This is a genomic window from Cupriavidus necator N-1 (assembly GCF_000219215.1).
GTDB classification, from domain to species: Bacteria; Pseudomonadota; Gammaproteobacteria; order Burkholderiales; family Burkholderiaceae; genus Cupriavidus; species Cupriavidus necator.
Map to the genome: position 1 here is coordinate 1,886,557 of NC_015723.1, position 13,545 is coordinate 1,900,101.

A 13,545-nucleotide genomic window follows, 5' to 3' on the forward strand; every position below is an offset into this window, starting at 1 on the left:
GATTACCCATGCGCAAGAATGTTCTGGTGTTCCGCCCGATTCCTGATGACCTGCTCGCCAGGATCGAGTCGGAACACGATGTGATCGTGGCCGACCCGCGCCAGCCGGCACAACGGCCGGCCTTCCGCGCCGCGCTGGCCAACGCCCATGGCCTGATCGGCTCCAGCGTGAAGCTCGGCGCCGTGGAACTGGCCGACGCCAGCCGGCTGGAGGTGATCTCGAGTATTTCGGTCGGAGTCGACAACTACGACCTTCCCTGCCTGCACCGGCGCGGCATCACCCTGTGCCATACGCCCGGCGTACTCACCGAGACCACCGCCGACACCGTCTTCGCGCTTATCATGGCCACGAGCCGCCGCCTGGTCGAGCTGGCGGCCCATGTGAGCGAAGGCCGCTGGACTGCCAATATCGGCGAAAGCCTGTTCGGCTGGGACGTCCACGGCAAGACCCTGGCGATCCTGGGCTTCGGACGCATCGGCCAGGCTGTGGCGCGACGCGCGGCGCTCGGCTTCGGCATGGAGGTGGTCTACGTCAACGAGACCGCCGCGGAGCCGCCCGACCTGGTGGGACGCGCCACCTGGACGGAACTCGACGATGCCTTGCACAGGGCCGATATCGTCGCCGTCACGCTGCCCCTGACCGACAGCACGCGTGGCCTGATGGGCCGGCGCGAGTTCGCGCTGATGAAGCCCGGCGCCATCTTTGTCAACGGCGCCCGCGGCCAGATCGTGCAGGAAGACGCGCTGCTTGCGGCGCTCGACAGCGGCCACCTGCGCGCGGCCGGGCTGGACGTCTTCGCCACCGAGCCCCTGCCTCAGGATTCACCGCTGCGCAGCCATCCCAAGGTGACAGCCCTGCCCCATATCGGCTCGGCCACGCATGAGACCCGGCGTGCCATGGCCGATCTCGCTACGCGCAACCTGCTGGACGCGCTCGCCGGACGGCAACCCGTCGCGCGCTTCGACCTGGCGGCCTTTGCCGTCCAGGCAGCCGCCTGATTTTCCCCGCAAGGACACCCCGCAATGCCCGGTTCCATTCCCACGCTGTGCGGCTCGATCATGGGCGAGCCCTTCACCTTCAATGTGCGCATCCACAATGCCGCCTACCGGGCGCTCGGGATCGACTACACCTTTGTGTGCTTCGGGGTGCAGGACGTGCCCGGCGCCGTGCAATCGATCCGCTCGCTCGGCGTGCGCGGCATGAATGTCTCGATGCCGCACAAGCAGGCCGTGATCGCGCACCTCGACCATCTCGACGAGACCGCCCGCGCCATCGGCGCGGTCAACACCATCAACAATATCGATGGCGTGCTGACCGGCTACAACACCGACTGCATCGGCGCCGTCCGGGCATTCCGGGAGGTGACGGAAGTGGGCGGCAAGCGCATTGCGCTGCTGGGCGCGGGCGGCGCGGCGCGGGCGATGGCCTATGGCCTGCGCGAGGCCGGCGCCAGGGTGACCGTGTTCAACCGCACCGCCGCGCGCGGCGAGGAACTGGCCGCCGAGCTTGGCCTGCGCTTTGGCGGCGGGCTGACGGACTTCCGCGCGGCGGATTTCGACATGCTCGCCAACGCGACCGCCGCCGGCTTTCGGGCCCCCGATGTCAACCCGGTCGCCGGACAGCTCGCCGCACACCTGATCGTCATGGACGCTGCGTTCATCCCGGTCAGGAGCAAGCTGATCCGCGATGCCGCCGCGCTTGGCTGCCGCACCATCGACGGCACGCGCATGATGCTGCACCAGGCGTGCGCCCAGGTCGAGTTCTACACCGGCTGCGCACGCGCGCCGATCGAGGCGATGGAGACGGCGCTGCTTGAGGACATTGCGCGCCTGTCTTGAGCCCCTCTGCCGCCCTTGGCCCTTCTGGACCGATGCGGACGCACTGCCTCACTTGCTGAGGTTGGTCTTCGCCACCAGTGCCTTCATCACCGCGTTGTCTGCCGCGATCATCGCCTTGAACGTCGCCGCGTCGGCATAGGCAATGCCCAGGTTCTGCCGGCGCAGTGCTGCCACGAAGACCGGATCCGCCACCGCTTTGCGGCTGGCGGCCGCCAGGGTTTCAAGCACTTCGGGTGGCGTGCCTTTGGGCGCGGCCAGCCCGCGCCATGTGCCGATCGAGAGGTCGATACCGCGCTCACGCAGCGTCGGAACGCTCTCGAAACCCCTGACACGCTGCTCGGCCATCACCGCGAGCGTCTTCACCTTGCCTGCGGCCACATAGGCCGATACCTCGGCGGGACTGACGGCCACCGCGTCGATGTGCCCGCCCATCAACACCACCAGGGCCGGCGCGGCACCGGAGAACGGCACATGATTGAACCTGACGTGCACCTTGTCTTCCAGCGCCGTCGCCGCCAGGTGCCAGATCGAGCCCGGGCCGGAATTCCCGACCTGCACCTCCCCCGGGTGCGCCTTGGCGAATTCCAGGAACGCCTCGATGGTGTTCCAGCGCGAGTCGGCCTTGACCGTGATCGCGGACGGATCGGCATTCAGGCGCGCGATCGGCACCAGCTCGGCGGCGTCGAGGGTGGTCGGCCCGAGATGCGGGACGATCACGGCTTCGGCGATGATGATGCCGAGCTTGTAGCCATCCGGCTTGGCGCGGGCCACATCCGTCATGCCGATGGCACCGCTGGCCCCTGGCTTGTTCACCACAGTCAGCGGCTGCGGCAGATACTTTCGCATGGCTTCGCTGAAAGCCCGCGCAACCGTGTCGGTACCACCGCCCGCCGCGCTCGGGACCACGAGTTCGACAGGATGATCCGGGTAGGGCGCCGCGCGCGTCTGGCCGACGACGGCAAGTGAGGCTAGCAGGGCGGCCATGTGAAACAGCTTGCGGGGCGATCGCATCTATGGCTCTCAATTCAGGGGGGGCGGAGAAGTTGATTCCGTGGGGGGAAGGCTCGGACACACGATGTGAAAGACCATCGCATTCCGGGTATGGGTTCTTGTCCGAGAGCGCGGATTTTGCCGAAGCCGTTGGAAGGGACGGGTTGGTATGCATCGGGCCTACCGCGGCTTCGATCCGGCGCATGGGCGACAAGGTCAGCGCCAAACGCGCCATGATCGAAGCCGGTGTCCCCGGCGTTCCGGGCTCCGAGGGCGCACCGACAGATTCTACGCCAGCCCCCCTGATGGAAGAGACCTGCGCGCTCGTCGACCGCACAGTCGAAGCCGGCGAGAGAGTGGGTTGCTTACCTCCGTGTCGGTTCAGTGCGGTGAACGCCGGAGAGCGCGGCGTGCCAGGCGCGCAGCTTGCCGACAGCGGTACGCTGGTTCGCTAACGGGCTGACTCCTTCCTTGCCGCACGCGTGCGAGCGGCCTTGCGGGCCGCTTCGGAGCGACCGGCAGCTCCCTTGGTGCTGGCGGCCTTCTTCGCGGCAGCCGAGCGATCGGTCGCCGTGCGCTTGCTTGCCGCGCTCTTGGCCTGGGCAGACAGCGCCTTGGGAGAAGCGCCGGCGGTGCTCTCGCGCTTGAGTGCCTTGAGCGCAGCCTGGGACCGCTTGGCCGTGCTTTCTGAACTCGCCCGTCGCGGTGCGGCCTTGGCGGCAGCAGCCTTGGTTTCCGCCTTGGTCGCACCCTTCTTCGGCGGCACATCGACGCCAGCGCGGCGTGCCTCCGACAAACCGATCGCTATGGCCTGCTTGGCCGAGCGCACGCCGTGCTTACCTTTTCGCACGGCTTCGATCTCGTCGTGAACGAAATGGCCGGCCTGGGTGGTCGGCGACTTGCCTGCTCTCTTGTCTGCCCTGGCTTGGGCAATGCTCGATGCCCTTGGCATGGTCGTCTCCATGGCAGCCGCGGTCATCCGGCACGGGCCATGGCAGATGCAATGTCCGCGGCACTGTTCAGGGCCCGCCATCTGCCGGCGGGTTAAAAAATCCCTTGCAAATGTCGTTCCAGGCGTGCAACTGGCGCGCCACCGCCACTCATAGAGGCGACGGTTGTACTGCCGCGTGCGAAATCTGCACACCTTTGGCCAAATCTACCCTGCGAGACGCGGTCTACACCAGGCAACGCGGCGCCTGGAATTCGATTACGTCCTTGATGACATCGCGCATCTCCGTGATCAGCACGCGCGCGTCGTCGCGACGCCATTGCACGACATAGTGCAGCGGTTCCAGCGCGCCGCCCTTCTTCAGGATCTGCAGCACCCCGCGCGCTTCCAGCGCTTCGGCCCACTGCTTTGGCATGAAGGCGAAACCCAGCCCCTCCGCCACCATGCCGACCACGGCGCCCCAGCTGTTGCACACCAGGCGACGGTTGACCGCCATGCCACGGGTGGCCAGCCACTGGTCGAGTACCCGGGTGCCGCCCGCGCCGACCGGCAGGGACAGCAGCAATTGCTCCGCCATCAGCCGCCGCGGATCGTCGGTGCCGGTCTGGTCGATAAAAGACTCGCTCGCGACCCAGACAAAATCGACCTGTGCGATCCGTTCCGACGCAAGGCTGCTGCGCGAAGACGGCCCGGCGATCACCGCGAGGTCGAGTTCGCCATCTTCCAGGCGCTGCTCCAGCACTTGACCGATATCGACGTAAGGCTCGAGCTGAAGCTCGGGGTGCCGGATGGCCGTCTGCCGTACCAGCCGGGGCAGCCAGGTCAGGCCGCTCAGTTCGCCCAGGCCCACGCGGCAACGGCCTTGCAGGCCACGGCTCTGCCCCGCTGACTGCTGCAACTCGGCGGCAACCCGCAGCAGTTCGCGGATACGCGGCAGCATCTGCTCGCCCTGCGCCGTCAGTTCGGCGCGGCGGCCGCTTCGGTCGAACAGCTGCACGCCGAGGGAGGTTTCGAGCTCGGCCACCCTTTTGGACAGCGAAGACACGGACAGGTGGCAGCGCTCGGCGGCTACCGAGAAGTTGAGGCAGGTCGCGGCCCAGTAGAAGGCTTCGAGTTGCTTGAGGGTCATGGAATCCGCGCCGCGGGCGGCGATTATCAGTTTCCTAAAAGCGAAATTATAGCTTCATTATTTTTCGCTTTTATCGATTCCTTGCGGTTGCTAGATTGAAGCCTCGTCGTCGCCCTGCCCCCCTATATCGATCATGTCAGCTCTTCATGCCCCTGCTGCAGACAACGCCGCTGACCGCGCCACAAATGCCGTCAGCACCGCTTCCGCGCCGCGCGTGACGACCGCGACCGCAAGCGGCGCAGGCACCTTGCGCAGGCAAGTGCTTTCGCTAAACGACCTTGAACCGCTCGCCCGCCGCCGCCTGCCCCGGCCGCTGTACGCCTATGTCAGCGGTGCGGTGGAGGACAGCGTCTCGCTGGCGGAGAACCGCCGCGCCTTCGCCAAGATCGCGCTGCGGCCGCGCGTGCTTGCCGGCGTGGCCACGCGCGAACTCGGCTTCGAGCTGTTCGGCCGGCGCTATGCCGCCCCGTTCGGCATTGCGCCCATGGGTATTGCCGCGCTGTTCGCTTACCGCGGCGATATCGTGCTGGCGCAGGCCGCGCAGCAGGCCGGGGTGCCGGCGATCATGAGCGGTTCATCGCTGATCCGGCTGGAAGAAGTGATGGCAGCCGCGCCCGGCACCTGGTTCCAGGCCTACCTGCCCGGCGACATGGCGCAGATCGACGGGCTGTTGTCGCGCGTCGAGGCGGCAGGCGTCGGGACGCTGGTGATCACCGTCGATACGCCCGTTGCGGGCAATCGCGAGAACAACGTGCGCGCTGGCTTCTCGACGCCGCTGCGCCCGAGCGCAAGCCTGGCATGGCAAGGCATCACGCACCCGCGCTGGCTGCTCGGCACCTTTGCGCGCACGCTGCTGCGGCACGGCATGCCGCATTTCGAGAACGCCTATGCGCACCGCGGCGCGCCCATCCTGTCGTCGCGCGTGCTGCGCGACTTCTCCGACCGCGCACATTTCACCTGGACGCACCTCGAAGGCATCCGCCGGCGCTGGAAAGGCACGCTGGTGGTCAAGGGCATCCTGACCGCGGAAGACGCGCTGCTGGCGCGCCGCCACGGCGTGGACGGGATCATCGTCTCGAACCATGGCGGCCGGCAACTGGACGGCGCCATCGCGCCGCTGCGCGTCCTGCCCGAGATCGTTCACGCCGTGCCCGATCTGCCGGTGATACTCGACAGCGGCGTACGCCGCGGCACCGACGTGATCAAGGCGCTCGCGCTCGGCGCGCGTTGCGTCTTTGTCGGACGGCCGTTCGCCTATGCGGCGACGGTCGGGTCCACCCCCGGCGTGGCGCACGCCATCGACTTGTTGCAGGCCGAGATCTCGCGCGATATGGCGATGCTCGGCCTGCTCCGGCTGGCAGACATCGGCCCTGCCTGCATCCGTCCTGCCGCTTCACTACCCCACATGCCCCCTCACCCGGAGACTTATCGATGAGCACGCTTCACGGCTTCCGCATCCACCCCAAGCCGGCGCCGACCGTCAGCAACGCGCTGCTGGAACGCTACGGCAGCTTCCCGGTGGCCAATGTCAGCGACGCAATGAGCCGCACCGTCGGCACCACGCGGCTGCGGCCCTATCACCGGCGCGATGGCGTCATGGCCGGCCGCGCCCTCACCGTGCGCACGCGCCCGGGCGACAACCTGATGGTGCACAAGGCCCTCGACCTCTGCGGACCCGGCGATGTGATCGTCGTCGATGCCGGCGGCGCCGGTCCCAATGCCATCATCGGCGAGATCATGCTGGCGCTGGCGATCGCGCGCGGCGCAGCGGGCTTCGTCATCGACGGCCTGATCCGCGACAGCGATACGATCGGCAAGGAGACGTTGCCCGTCTATGCGCGCGGGGTCTCGCACCGCGGTCCTTACAAGGACGGTCCCGGCGAATTGCATGTACCCGTCTGCATCGACGGCATGGTGGTGCGCCCCGGTGACCTGGTGCTGGGCGACGGCGACGGCCTGCTGGTCGTTGCGGCCGAGGATGCCGAGGAAATCGCCGCGCGCGTGGAGAACGTACAACGCACCGAAGCAGCGGTGCTCGAGTCGATCGCGCAAGGTCGCGCCGATCGGAGCTGGGTCGAGCGCACGCTGCGCGAAAAGGGGGTGGCCGTATGAACGCGCCCGTCCTGCCGATGCCTGCCGCCGGCACGGTGGTCCGTTTCGACCACTGGCTGGACGCGGCCTTTGACCGCATCATTACGGCCACGCCAGGCCTGACGCTGCATACCTGCGCCCGCGAAGGCGCCGACGCGGCCGCGTGGGACCGGCTGTCCGGCGCTCATGTCTACCAGATCTCGGCCGCCAAGGACGAGATCCCGCGCCGCTGGTTCGCCGACGCCGCGCTGCTGGCGCGCTGCCCGAACCTGCTGGCGGTGTCGTCCAGCGGCTCCGGCTGCGACACCATCGACATCGATGCCTGCACCGAGGCCGGCGTCGCGGTGCTCAACCAAGCCGGCGGCAACGCCGACTCGGTGGCGGAAATGACGCTGGGCCTGATGCTCGCGGTACTGCGCCGCATCGCCGAATCCGACCGCAGCCTGCGCGCGCACAACTGCGAGAGCCGTGAGGACCTGATGGGCCACGAACTGCGCGGCCGCACGCTCGGCCTGGTCGGCGTGGGCCACGCCGGCCGCCGCGTCGCCGCACTCGGCCGCGCCTTCGGCATGCGCGTGATCGGGTGCGACCCGGCGCTGGATGCAGCGGAGCTGGCCGCGCGCGGCGCACAGGCGGTGTCGTTCGAGGAATTGCTGCGCAGTGCCGACGTGGTCTCGCTGCATTGCCCGCGCGACGCCACCACGCTGCGCATGATGGATGGCGCCGCCTTCGCCGCGATGCGGCCGGGCAGCATCTTCGTCAGCACCGCGCGCGGCGGCATCCACGATGAGGGCGCGCTGCATGCGGCGCTGGCCAGCGGCCATCTTGCCGGCGCCGGTCTGGACGTGTGGGAACAGGAGCCGCCACCACGCTCCCACCCCTTGCTCGCGCTGGACAACGTCGTCGCCACCTTCCACACCGCTGGCGTTACTCACGAGGCACGACGCAGGAACGCCGAACTGGCCGCCACTCAAATCGTCACGCTCCTGGCCAGTGGCGAGCGGCCCGAGCGGCTGGTCAACCCCGAAGTCTGGCCGCGTGCGCAACAGCGCATCGCGGCAGCGTTGCAGGCTGCCGCCGTGTCATCGGTCACACCTTAGCCCGCAATTCCGCGGACTATTCTTTACACATAACACGCTGGCATACCAGACCGGCGAGGAGACACCAACCATGCACCCGACCCAAGACCAATGGCGCCGGCGCTTTCCCCTTCGCCTGGTCGGCGCGCTCGCACTGGCGTGCGGCCTCGCCGCCACGGCCGGCGCCAGGGCAGAGGCGCCCTATCCCAACCGCCCTATCCAGATGATCGTGGCCTACGGTCCCGGGGGCGGGACGGACCTGGTGGCACGCCTGCTGGCCCGCCACCTCGAGAAGCAACTCGGCGGCGCCACGGTGGTGGTACAGAACAAGCCCGGCGCGGGCGGCGCCATCGGCTTCGCTGAACTGGCACGGTCCGCGCCGGACGGCTACACCATCGGCTTTATCAATACGCCGAACCTGCTAACCATTCCCATCGAGCGCAAGACCACCTTCACCTGGCGCAGCTTCGACCTGATCGGCAACCTGGTCGACGATCCGGGCGGCTTCACGGTACACAACGGCAATCGCATTGACTCGCTGGCCGCGCTGGTGCGCCATGCCAAGGCGCATCCGGGAGAGGTGTCAGTCGGCACCACCGGCGTCGGCTCGGACGACCACCTTGCCATGCTGCTGTTCGAGAAGGCCGCGGGCGTCAAGCTGACCCATGTCGGCTACAAGGGCGCAGGCGACGTCCGCGCGGCGCTGGTCGGGCAGCAGCTCACCATCGGAGCCATCAACGTGGGCGAAGCGCTGCAGTACCAGAAAGGCGGCTCGCCGATCAAGTTCATCGGCCAGATGGGCGCAACACGGGCAGCACTGGCCCCGAACGTGCCCACCTTCCGCGAACAGGGCTTCGACATCGAGCTGGCTTCGCTGCGCGGCCTGGCGGCGCCCAAGGGCCTGCCTGAGCCGGTAAGGAAGAAGCTGGTGGATGCCATGGCGCGTGTGGTCGCCGATCCGCAGTTCCGCCTGCAGGCCGAGGCGATGTATGCGCCGCTGCGCTACCTCGCGCCAGCGGCCTACAGCGCGGAGCTGGAGCGCGGCGAGGCGGGCTTCCAGAAACTGTGGAAGGAGATGCCGTGGCAGGAAAACTGAGCGTGCTGGCGGCTATCGGTTAGTGCTCTTTGCAGGCTTGCGCCCGGCATCCTTGCGTCGCCTCAGCGAGGCGTCATCTGCTGGCAATGCGGGGATCGCCGGATACTGATCGAAGGTCTGCTTGACGAGCTGCCGCAACCAGACGATCGCGGGATCGTGGTGAAAGCGCGGGTGCCAGTACTGGCTCAACGCGAACGATGGCAAGGCAACCGGCGGTTTCACCACGCGCACCACGCCATATCGGCTGAAGACGTTGGCGAGCTCCTCGGGCACGGTGGCGATCAGGTCCGGCTCCCGGTCCATCAGCAGCGGCACGCTCAGGAAGTGCGGTGTGTAGACATAGACGCGCCGCTTCAGTCCGTGGCTCTCAAATGCGGCGTCATAGGCCGGGCTCGAGCGCCCCGCCAGGCTGACCGCAATGTGCGGCATGGTCTCAAACTGCTCGACAGTCAGCGTGTCGCCAACCGTCTTGTTGCGGCTGCTGACGATGGTCACGAATCCATGCATGAACAGCTGCTGCTGGAACAACGCCTCGGGTGCGGTACGCACTGAGCCGAGCACCAGATCCGCCTCGCCCGAGGCGAGCAGCGCCTCGATCTGCGGCATCGGTACCTGCAAGGTGCGCAGCGAGCAGCGCGGCGCGATGGCGCGCAGGCGCTGCATCAGCGGCGGCAGGAATACAAGCTCGCCCATGTCCGTCATGCATAGCGTGAACGTGCGCTGCATGGTCGCCGGGTCGAAGCTCGACTGCGGCAGCACGCGCGTCTGCATGGTCGTCATGACGTCGAGGATCGGCCCGGCCAGGCCCTCGGCCTTGGTCGTCGGCGTCATCCCGTGCGCGGTCTTGACAAACAGCGGGTCATCGAAATAGCTGCGCAGCCGGTTCAGCGCATGGCTCATCGCGCTTTGCGTCAGGCCTAGCTGCTCGGCCGCACGCGTCACATTGCGCTCGCGGAGCATGGCGTCGAACACGGCAAGCAGGTTGTAGTCGAACGGAGCGTTATGCACGGCGTACATCCTTACTATGTTCTGCATGCGATTGACGCATAGTGAGCCCCTGCCTAATCTCCTGTCAAGGCGGCCCCAGAGAGGCCGAAAATCGATACAGGAGACAGAGGATGTTTGTCAGGAACACCTGGTATGTGGCGGGCTGGGACAAGGAAGTCGGGGCCAGCGACCTGTTCAGCCGGACCATCATCGGCATCCCGGTGCTGATGTATCGGGCCGAAGACGGAACGCTGGTGGCGATAGAAGACCGCTGCTGCCACCGCGGTGCGCCGCTGTCGGTGGGTCGGCGCGAAGGCGACTGCGTGCGCTGCATGTACCACGGGCTCAAGTTCGATCCCACCGGCCAATGCATCGAAGCGCCGGCGCAGCAGCGGATCCCGCCGCAAGCGCGCGTGCGGACCTTCCCCGTGGTCGAGCGCAATAGCTGGATCTGGATCTGGATGGGTGACGCGGAAGCGGCTGATCCGGCGCTGATCCCTGACACCCACTGGTTGGACGACCCGGCGTGGCGCAGCCTCGATGGCTACATCCACTACGACGTCAACTACCTGTTGATCGCAGACAACCTGCTGGACTTCTCGCACTTGCCGTTCGTGCATCCCACCACGCTTGGGGGCAGCGAGGACTACGCGGGCGTGCAGCCGACGGTCGAGCGTCTCGAAGATGGCGTGCGCATTACCCGCTGGACCATCGATACCGAGGCCCCGCCATTTGCGAAGCAGGTCAAGGACTGGCCGGGAAAGGTCGACCGCTGGAACATCTACAACTTCACGCTGCCGGCAATCCTGCTGATGGACTCCGGCATGGCGCCGACCGGGACCGGGGCACAGGAAGGCAGGCGCATCGACGCCGCGGAATTTCGCGGCTGCCAGGCACTGACGCCGGAAACCGAGAACTCCACGCACTACTTCTTTGCCCATCCGCATAACTTCGCGATCGACCAGCCGGAGGTCACCCGGTCCATCCACCAGGCCGTAGTGGCCGCGTTCGACGAGGACCGCGACATCATCACCGCGCAGCAGCGCTCGCTGGCACTCGCGCCCGACTTCAAGATGATACCGTTCTCCATCGACGCGGCCCTGTCCCAGTTCCGCTGGGTGGTCGCGCGCCGGCTGGAAGAAGAAGCCGCCCAGCGTGGGCGGGTGCGGCAACTAAAGGAGGCATGACGTGATGGAACTGGTTGTCACCGGATTGCGCACGGAAGCGGAGGGCGTGCTGGGCGTTGAGTTGCGCTGCCCGTCGCGTGCAGCGCTGCCAGGCTTTGATCCCGGCGCACACGTCGACGTGGCGCTTCCCAACGGCCTGACGAGGCAGTACTCGATTGCCAGTTCGGCTGCCGATATCGGACGCTATTGCCTTGGCATCGGCCTGGCGCCGGCATCCCGCGGCGGATCGCGCTATGCACATGAGCAACTGCGAGTGGGCGATCGCCTGCAGGTCGGCGCGCCGCGATCGTTGTTTCGCCTGGAAACGTCCGCGCCAGGACATCTGTTTATTGCGGGCGGTATCGGCATCACACCGATCCTCAGCATGATCCGCTGGTGCGTCGAGCATGGACGCGAGTGGCGCCTGTTGTACTGCGTGCGCTCGCGCGGCGGCGCCGCCTACCTCGATCGGCTTGCGTCCCATGCCGATCGCGTTGTCGTGCATGCCGATGACGAGCATCGCGGCGAACGGGTCGACCTGGGCGCTGCGCTGCGTGAGATGCCTGCCGGCTGGCACGTGTACTGTTGCGGCCCGGGACCGATGATGAACGCCGTGTCGGATTGTGGCCGGGCGGCCGGGATCGAGTCCGGCGCCGTACACTTCGAACGCTTCGGCGCCGATGCCGACCGGAGCGACAAACCAGACGGCGCGTTCGAAGTCAGCTTGCTGCGGCATGGCGGGCGTTTCACCATCCCCGCCGGCGACAGCATCCTGTCCGTGCTGGAAGCGAATGGCCTGTGCCTGCCCTCAGCGTGTCGCGAAGGCCTGTGCCGGAGTTGCGAAGTTCCGCTCCTTGCCGGCGCCGCGGACCATCGCGACTATGTACTGAGCGAGGACGAGCGGGCCGCGAACCGGTCCATCCTGATCTGTGTTTCCCGGGCGCAAGGCGCAGAGCTGGTGCTGGATCTCTGACGACTGGGAGACCGCGGAAGAAAAAACGACCCGCTCGAAGGCGGGTCGCAAGGTCCAGGAGACCACGGAAGCAAAACCTCAGAACGACCGCGGCATCCCCAGGATGTGCTCGCCGACGTAGGAAAGAATCAGGTTGGTCGAAATCGGCGCCACCTGATAGAGCCGGGTCTCGCGGAACTTGCGCTCGACGTCGTACTCCGCCGCGAAGCCAAAGCCGCCGTGATACTGCAGGCAGGCGTTAGCCGCTTCCCACGACGCGTCCGCGGCCAGCAGCTTCGCCATATTGGCTTCGGCGCCGCAGGGCTGGTGCGCGTCGAACAGCTTCGCCGCCTTGAACCGCATCAGGTTGGCCGCTTCCACGTTGACGAAGGCCCTGGCGATAGGGAACTGCACGCCCTGGTTCTGGCCAATCGGCCGGCCGAAGACGACGCGCTCGTTGACGTACTTGGTCACCTTGTCGATAAACCAGTAGCCGTCGCCGATGCATTCGGCGGCAATCAGCGTGCGCTCGGCGTTGAGGCCGTCGAGGATGTACTTGAAACCCTTGCCCTCCTCGCCGATCAGGTTCTCCGCCGGGATTTCCAGGTTGTCGAAGAACAGCTCATTGGTCTCATGGTTGACCATGTTGATGATGGGCTGGACCGTCAGGCCCTTGCCGATGGCCTCGCGCAGATCGACCAGGAAGATCGACATGCCTTCCGACTTCTTCTTGCACTCGGCAAGCGGCGTGGTGCGGGCCAGCAGGATCATCAGGTCCGAATGCTGGACGCGCGAGATCCACACCTTCTGGCCATTGACGACATACTTGTCGCCCTTGCGCGCGGCGGTAGTCTTGATCTTGGTCGTGTCGGTGCCCGTGGTCGGCTCGGTCACGGCCATCGATTGCAGGCGCAGTTCGCCGCTGGCGATCTTGGGCAGGTACAGCTTCTTCTGCTCGGCCGAGCCATGGCGCAGCAGCGTGCCCATGTTGTACATCTGGCCGTGGCAGGCGCCCGAATTGCCGCCGGCACGGTTGATTTCCTCCATGATGACGGACGCCTGGGTCAGGCCTAGGCCCGAGCCGCCGTACTCCTCCGGGATCAGCGCGGCCAGCCAGCCGGCCTGGGTCAGCGCGCTAACGAATTCCTCGGGATAGCCCCGTACTTCGTCAACCTTTCGGAAGTATTCCGATGAGAACTGGCCGCACAGATCGCGCACGGCCTCACGGATTTCCTGGTATTCATCGATTCTGTTCTGCACAGCCTGGT

Annotated in this window: 13 protein-coding genes and 1 pseudogene; 9 read left to right on the forward strand and 5 right to left on the reverse strand. The window is 66.9% G+C overall.

Annotated features, from left to right (window positions below):
• Nucleotides 1-8 precede the first annotated feature (8 nt).
• Nucleotides 9-998 carry a 2-hydroxyacid dehydrogenase gene (locus CNE_RS26630; RefSeq protein ID WP_013953397.1) on the forward strand — a complete coding sequence of 330 codons (990 nt, stop codon included), beginning with the start codon at nt 9-11 and terminating at the stop codon, nt 996-998.
• Nucleotides 999-1,022: 24 nt separating this feature from the next.
• Nucleotides 1,023-1,838 carry a shikimate dehydrogenase family protein gene (locus tag CNE_RS26635; RefSeq protein WP_013953398.1) on the forward strand — a complete coding sequence of 272 codons (816 nt, stop codon included), beginning with the start codon at nt 1,023-1,025 and terminating at the stop codon, nt 1,836-1,838.
• Nucleotides 1,839-1,886: 48 nt separating this feature from the next.
• On the opposite strand, the gene CNE_RS26640 is transcribed toward CNE_RS26635, so the two are convergent.
• Nucleotides 1,887-2,849, reverse strand: coding sequence for a Bug family tripartite tricarboxylate transporter substrate binding protein (locus CNE_RS26640; RefSeq protein WP_013953399.1), 963 nt, complete (start codon nt 2,847-2,849; stop codon nt 1,887-1,889).
• Between the two features lie 80 nt (nt 2,850-2,929).
• Here CNE_RS26640 and CNE_RS42255 point away from each other — a divergent pair.
• Nucleotides 2,930-3,115 (forward strand): annotated as a pseudogene (locus tag CNE_RS42255) (biotin carboxylase N-terminal domain-containing protein); the annotation flags it as partial.
• Between the two features lie 164 nt (nt 3,116-3,279).
• On the opposite strand, the gene CNE_RS26650 reads toward CNE_RS42255, so the two are convergent.
• Together CNE_RS26650 and CNE_RS26655 are read right to left on the reverse strand one after the other, a co-directional pair.
• Nucleotides 3,280-3,780 carry a DUF6496 domain-containing protein gene (locus CNE_RS26650; protein WP_013953401.1) on the reverse strand — a complete coding sequence of 167 codons (501 nt, stop codon included), beginning with the start codon at nt 3,778-3,780 and terminating at the stop codon, nt 3,280-3,282.
• 223 nt (nt 3,781-4,003) lie between these two features.
• Nucleotides 4,004-4,906 (reverse strand): LysR family transcriptional regulator, encoded by a 903-nt coding sequence (locus CNE_RS26655; protein ID WP_013953402.1) that lies wholly within the window; start codon nt 4,904-4,906, stop codon nt 4,004-4,006.
• A gap of 133 nt (nt 4,907-5,039) precedes the next feature.
• On the opposite strand from CNE_RS26655, the gene CNE_RS26660 reads away from it, so the two are divergent.
• The 4 genes from CNE_RS26660 (at nt 5,040) to CNE_RS26675 (ending at nt 9,172) form a co-directional block, all read left to right on the forward strand.
• The gene (locus CNE_RS26660) at nt 5,040-6,341 is read left to right on the forward strand and encodes an alpha-hydroxy acid oxidase (protein ID WP_228772330.1); all 1,302 of its coding nucleotides are present in this window, start codon (nt 5,040-5,042) and stop codon (nt 6,339-6,341) included.
• Nucleotides 6,338-7,018 carry an RraA family protein gene (locus CNE_RS26665; RefSeq protein ID WP_013953404.1) on the forward strand — a complete coding sequence of 227 codons (681 nt, stop codon included), beginning with the start codon at nt 6,338-6,340 and terminating at the stop codon, nt 7,016-7,018. Before CNE_RS26660 ends, CNE_RS26665 begins: the two co-directional genes overlap by 4 nt.
• Nucleotides 7,015-8,097 (forward strand): hydroxyacid dehydrogenase, encoded by a 1,083-nt coding sequence (locus tag CNE_RS26670; RefSeq protein ID WP_193351073.1) that lies wholly within the window; start codon nt 7,015-7,017, stop codon nt 8,095-8,097. The genes CNE_RS26665 and CNE_RS26670 overlap by 4 nt, the downstream gene beginning before the upstream one ends.
• Before the next feature lie 70 nt (nt 8,098-8,167).
• Entirely contained in the window at nt 8,168-9,172 is a 1,005-nt protein-coding gene (locus CNE_RS26675) for a tripartite tricarboxylate transporter substrate binding protein (protein ID WP_013953406.1), read from the forward strand.
• Nucleotides 9,173-9,184: 12 nt separating this feature from the next.
• Here CNE_RS26675 and CNE_RS26680 read toward each other — a convergent pair whose 3' ends face one another.
• Entirely contained in the window at nt 9,185-10,189 is a 1,005-nt protein-coding gene (locus tag CNE_RS26680) for a LysR family transcriptional regulator (protein ID WP_167540191.1), read from the reverse strand.
• Between the two features lie 101 nt (nt 10,190-10,290).
• On the opposite strand from CNE_RS26680, the gene CNE_RS26685 reads away from it, so the two are divergent.
• Nucleotides 10,291-11,346, forward strand: a complete 1,056-nt coding sequence (locus tag CNE_RS26685) for an aromatic ring-hydroxylating dioxygenase subunit alpha (protein ID WP_013953408.1) — start codon at nt 10,291-10,293, stop codon at nt 11,344-11,346.
• Nucleotides 11,347-11,350: 4 nt separating this feature from the next.
• On the forward strand, nt 11,351-12,298 hold the full coding sequence (locus tag CNE_RS26690; protein WP_013953409.1) for a PDR/VanB family oxidoreductase: 948 nt from the start codon (nt 11,351-11,353) through the stop codon (nt 12,296-12,298).
• A 78-nt stretch (nt 12,299-12,376) separates the two neighbouring features.
• Here the strand turns inward: CNE_RS26690 and CNE_RS26695 are convergent, their stop codons facing one another.
• The gene (locus CNE_RS26695) at nt 12,377-13,537 is read right to left on the reverse strand and encodes an acyl-CoA dehydrogenase family protein (protein WP_013953410.1); all 1,161 of its coding nucleotides are present in this window, start codon (nt 13,535-13,537) and stop codon (nt 12,377-12,379) included.
• Nucleotides 13,538-13,545: the final 8 nt, after the last annotated feature.

Bases quoted from the DNA above. Each gene is read 5' to 3' on its own strand.
- CNE_RS26630 (WP_013953397.1), top strand. From the start codon at position 9: ATGCGCAAGAATGTTCTGGTGTTCCGCCCGATTCCTGATGACCTGCTC.
- CNE_RS26635 (WP_013953398.1), top strand. From the start codon at position 1,023: ATGCCCGGTTCCATTCCCACGCTGTGCGGCTCGATCATGGGCGAGCCC.
- CNE_RS26640 (WP_013953399.1), bottom strand. From the start codon at position 2,849: ATGCGATCGCCCCGCAAGCTGTTTCACATGGCCGCCCTGCTAGCCTCA.
- CNE_RS26650 (WP_013953401.1), bottom strand. From the start codon at position 3,780: ATGCCAAGGGCATCGAGCATTGCCCAAGCCAGGGCAGACAAGAGAGCA.
- CNE_RS26655 (WP_013953402.1), bottom strand. From the start codon at position 4,906: ATGACCCTCAAGCAACTCGAAGCCTTCTACTGGGCCGCGACCTGCCTC.
- CNE_RS26660 (WP_228772330.1), top strand. From the start codon at position 5,040: ATGTCAGCTCTTCATGCCCCTGCTGCAGACAACGCCGCTGACCGCGCC.
- CNE_RS26665 (WP_013953404.1), top strand. From the start codon at position 6,338: ATGAGCACGCTTCACGGCTTCCGCATCCACCCCAAGCCGGCGCCGACC.
- CNE_RS26670 (WP_193351073.1), top strand. From the start codon at position 7,015: ATGAACGCGCCCGTCCTGCCGATGCCTGCCGCCGGCACGGTGGTCCGT.
- CNE_RS26675 (WP_013953406.1), top strand. From the start codon at position 8,168: ATGCACCCGACCCAAGACCAATGGCGCCGGCGCTTTCCCCTTCGCCTG.
- CNE_RS26680 (WP_167540191.1), bottom strand. From the start codon at position 10,189: ATGTACGCCGTGCATAACGCTCCGTTCGACTACAACCTGCTTGCCGTG.
- CNE_RS26685 (WP_013953408.1), top strand. From the start codon at position 10,291: ATGTTTGTCAGGAACACCTGGTATGTGGCGGGCTGGGACAAGGAAGTC.
- CNE_RS26690 (WP_013953409.1), top strand. From the start codon at position 11,351: ATGGAACTGGTTGTCACCGGATTGCGCACGGAAGCGGAGGGCGTGCTG.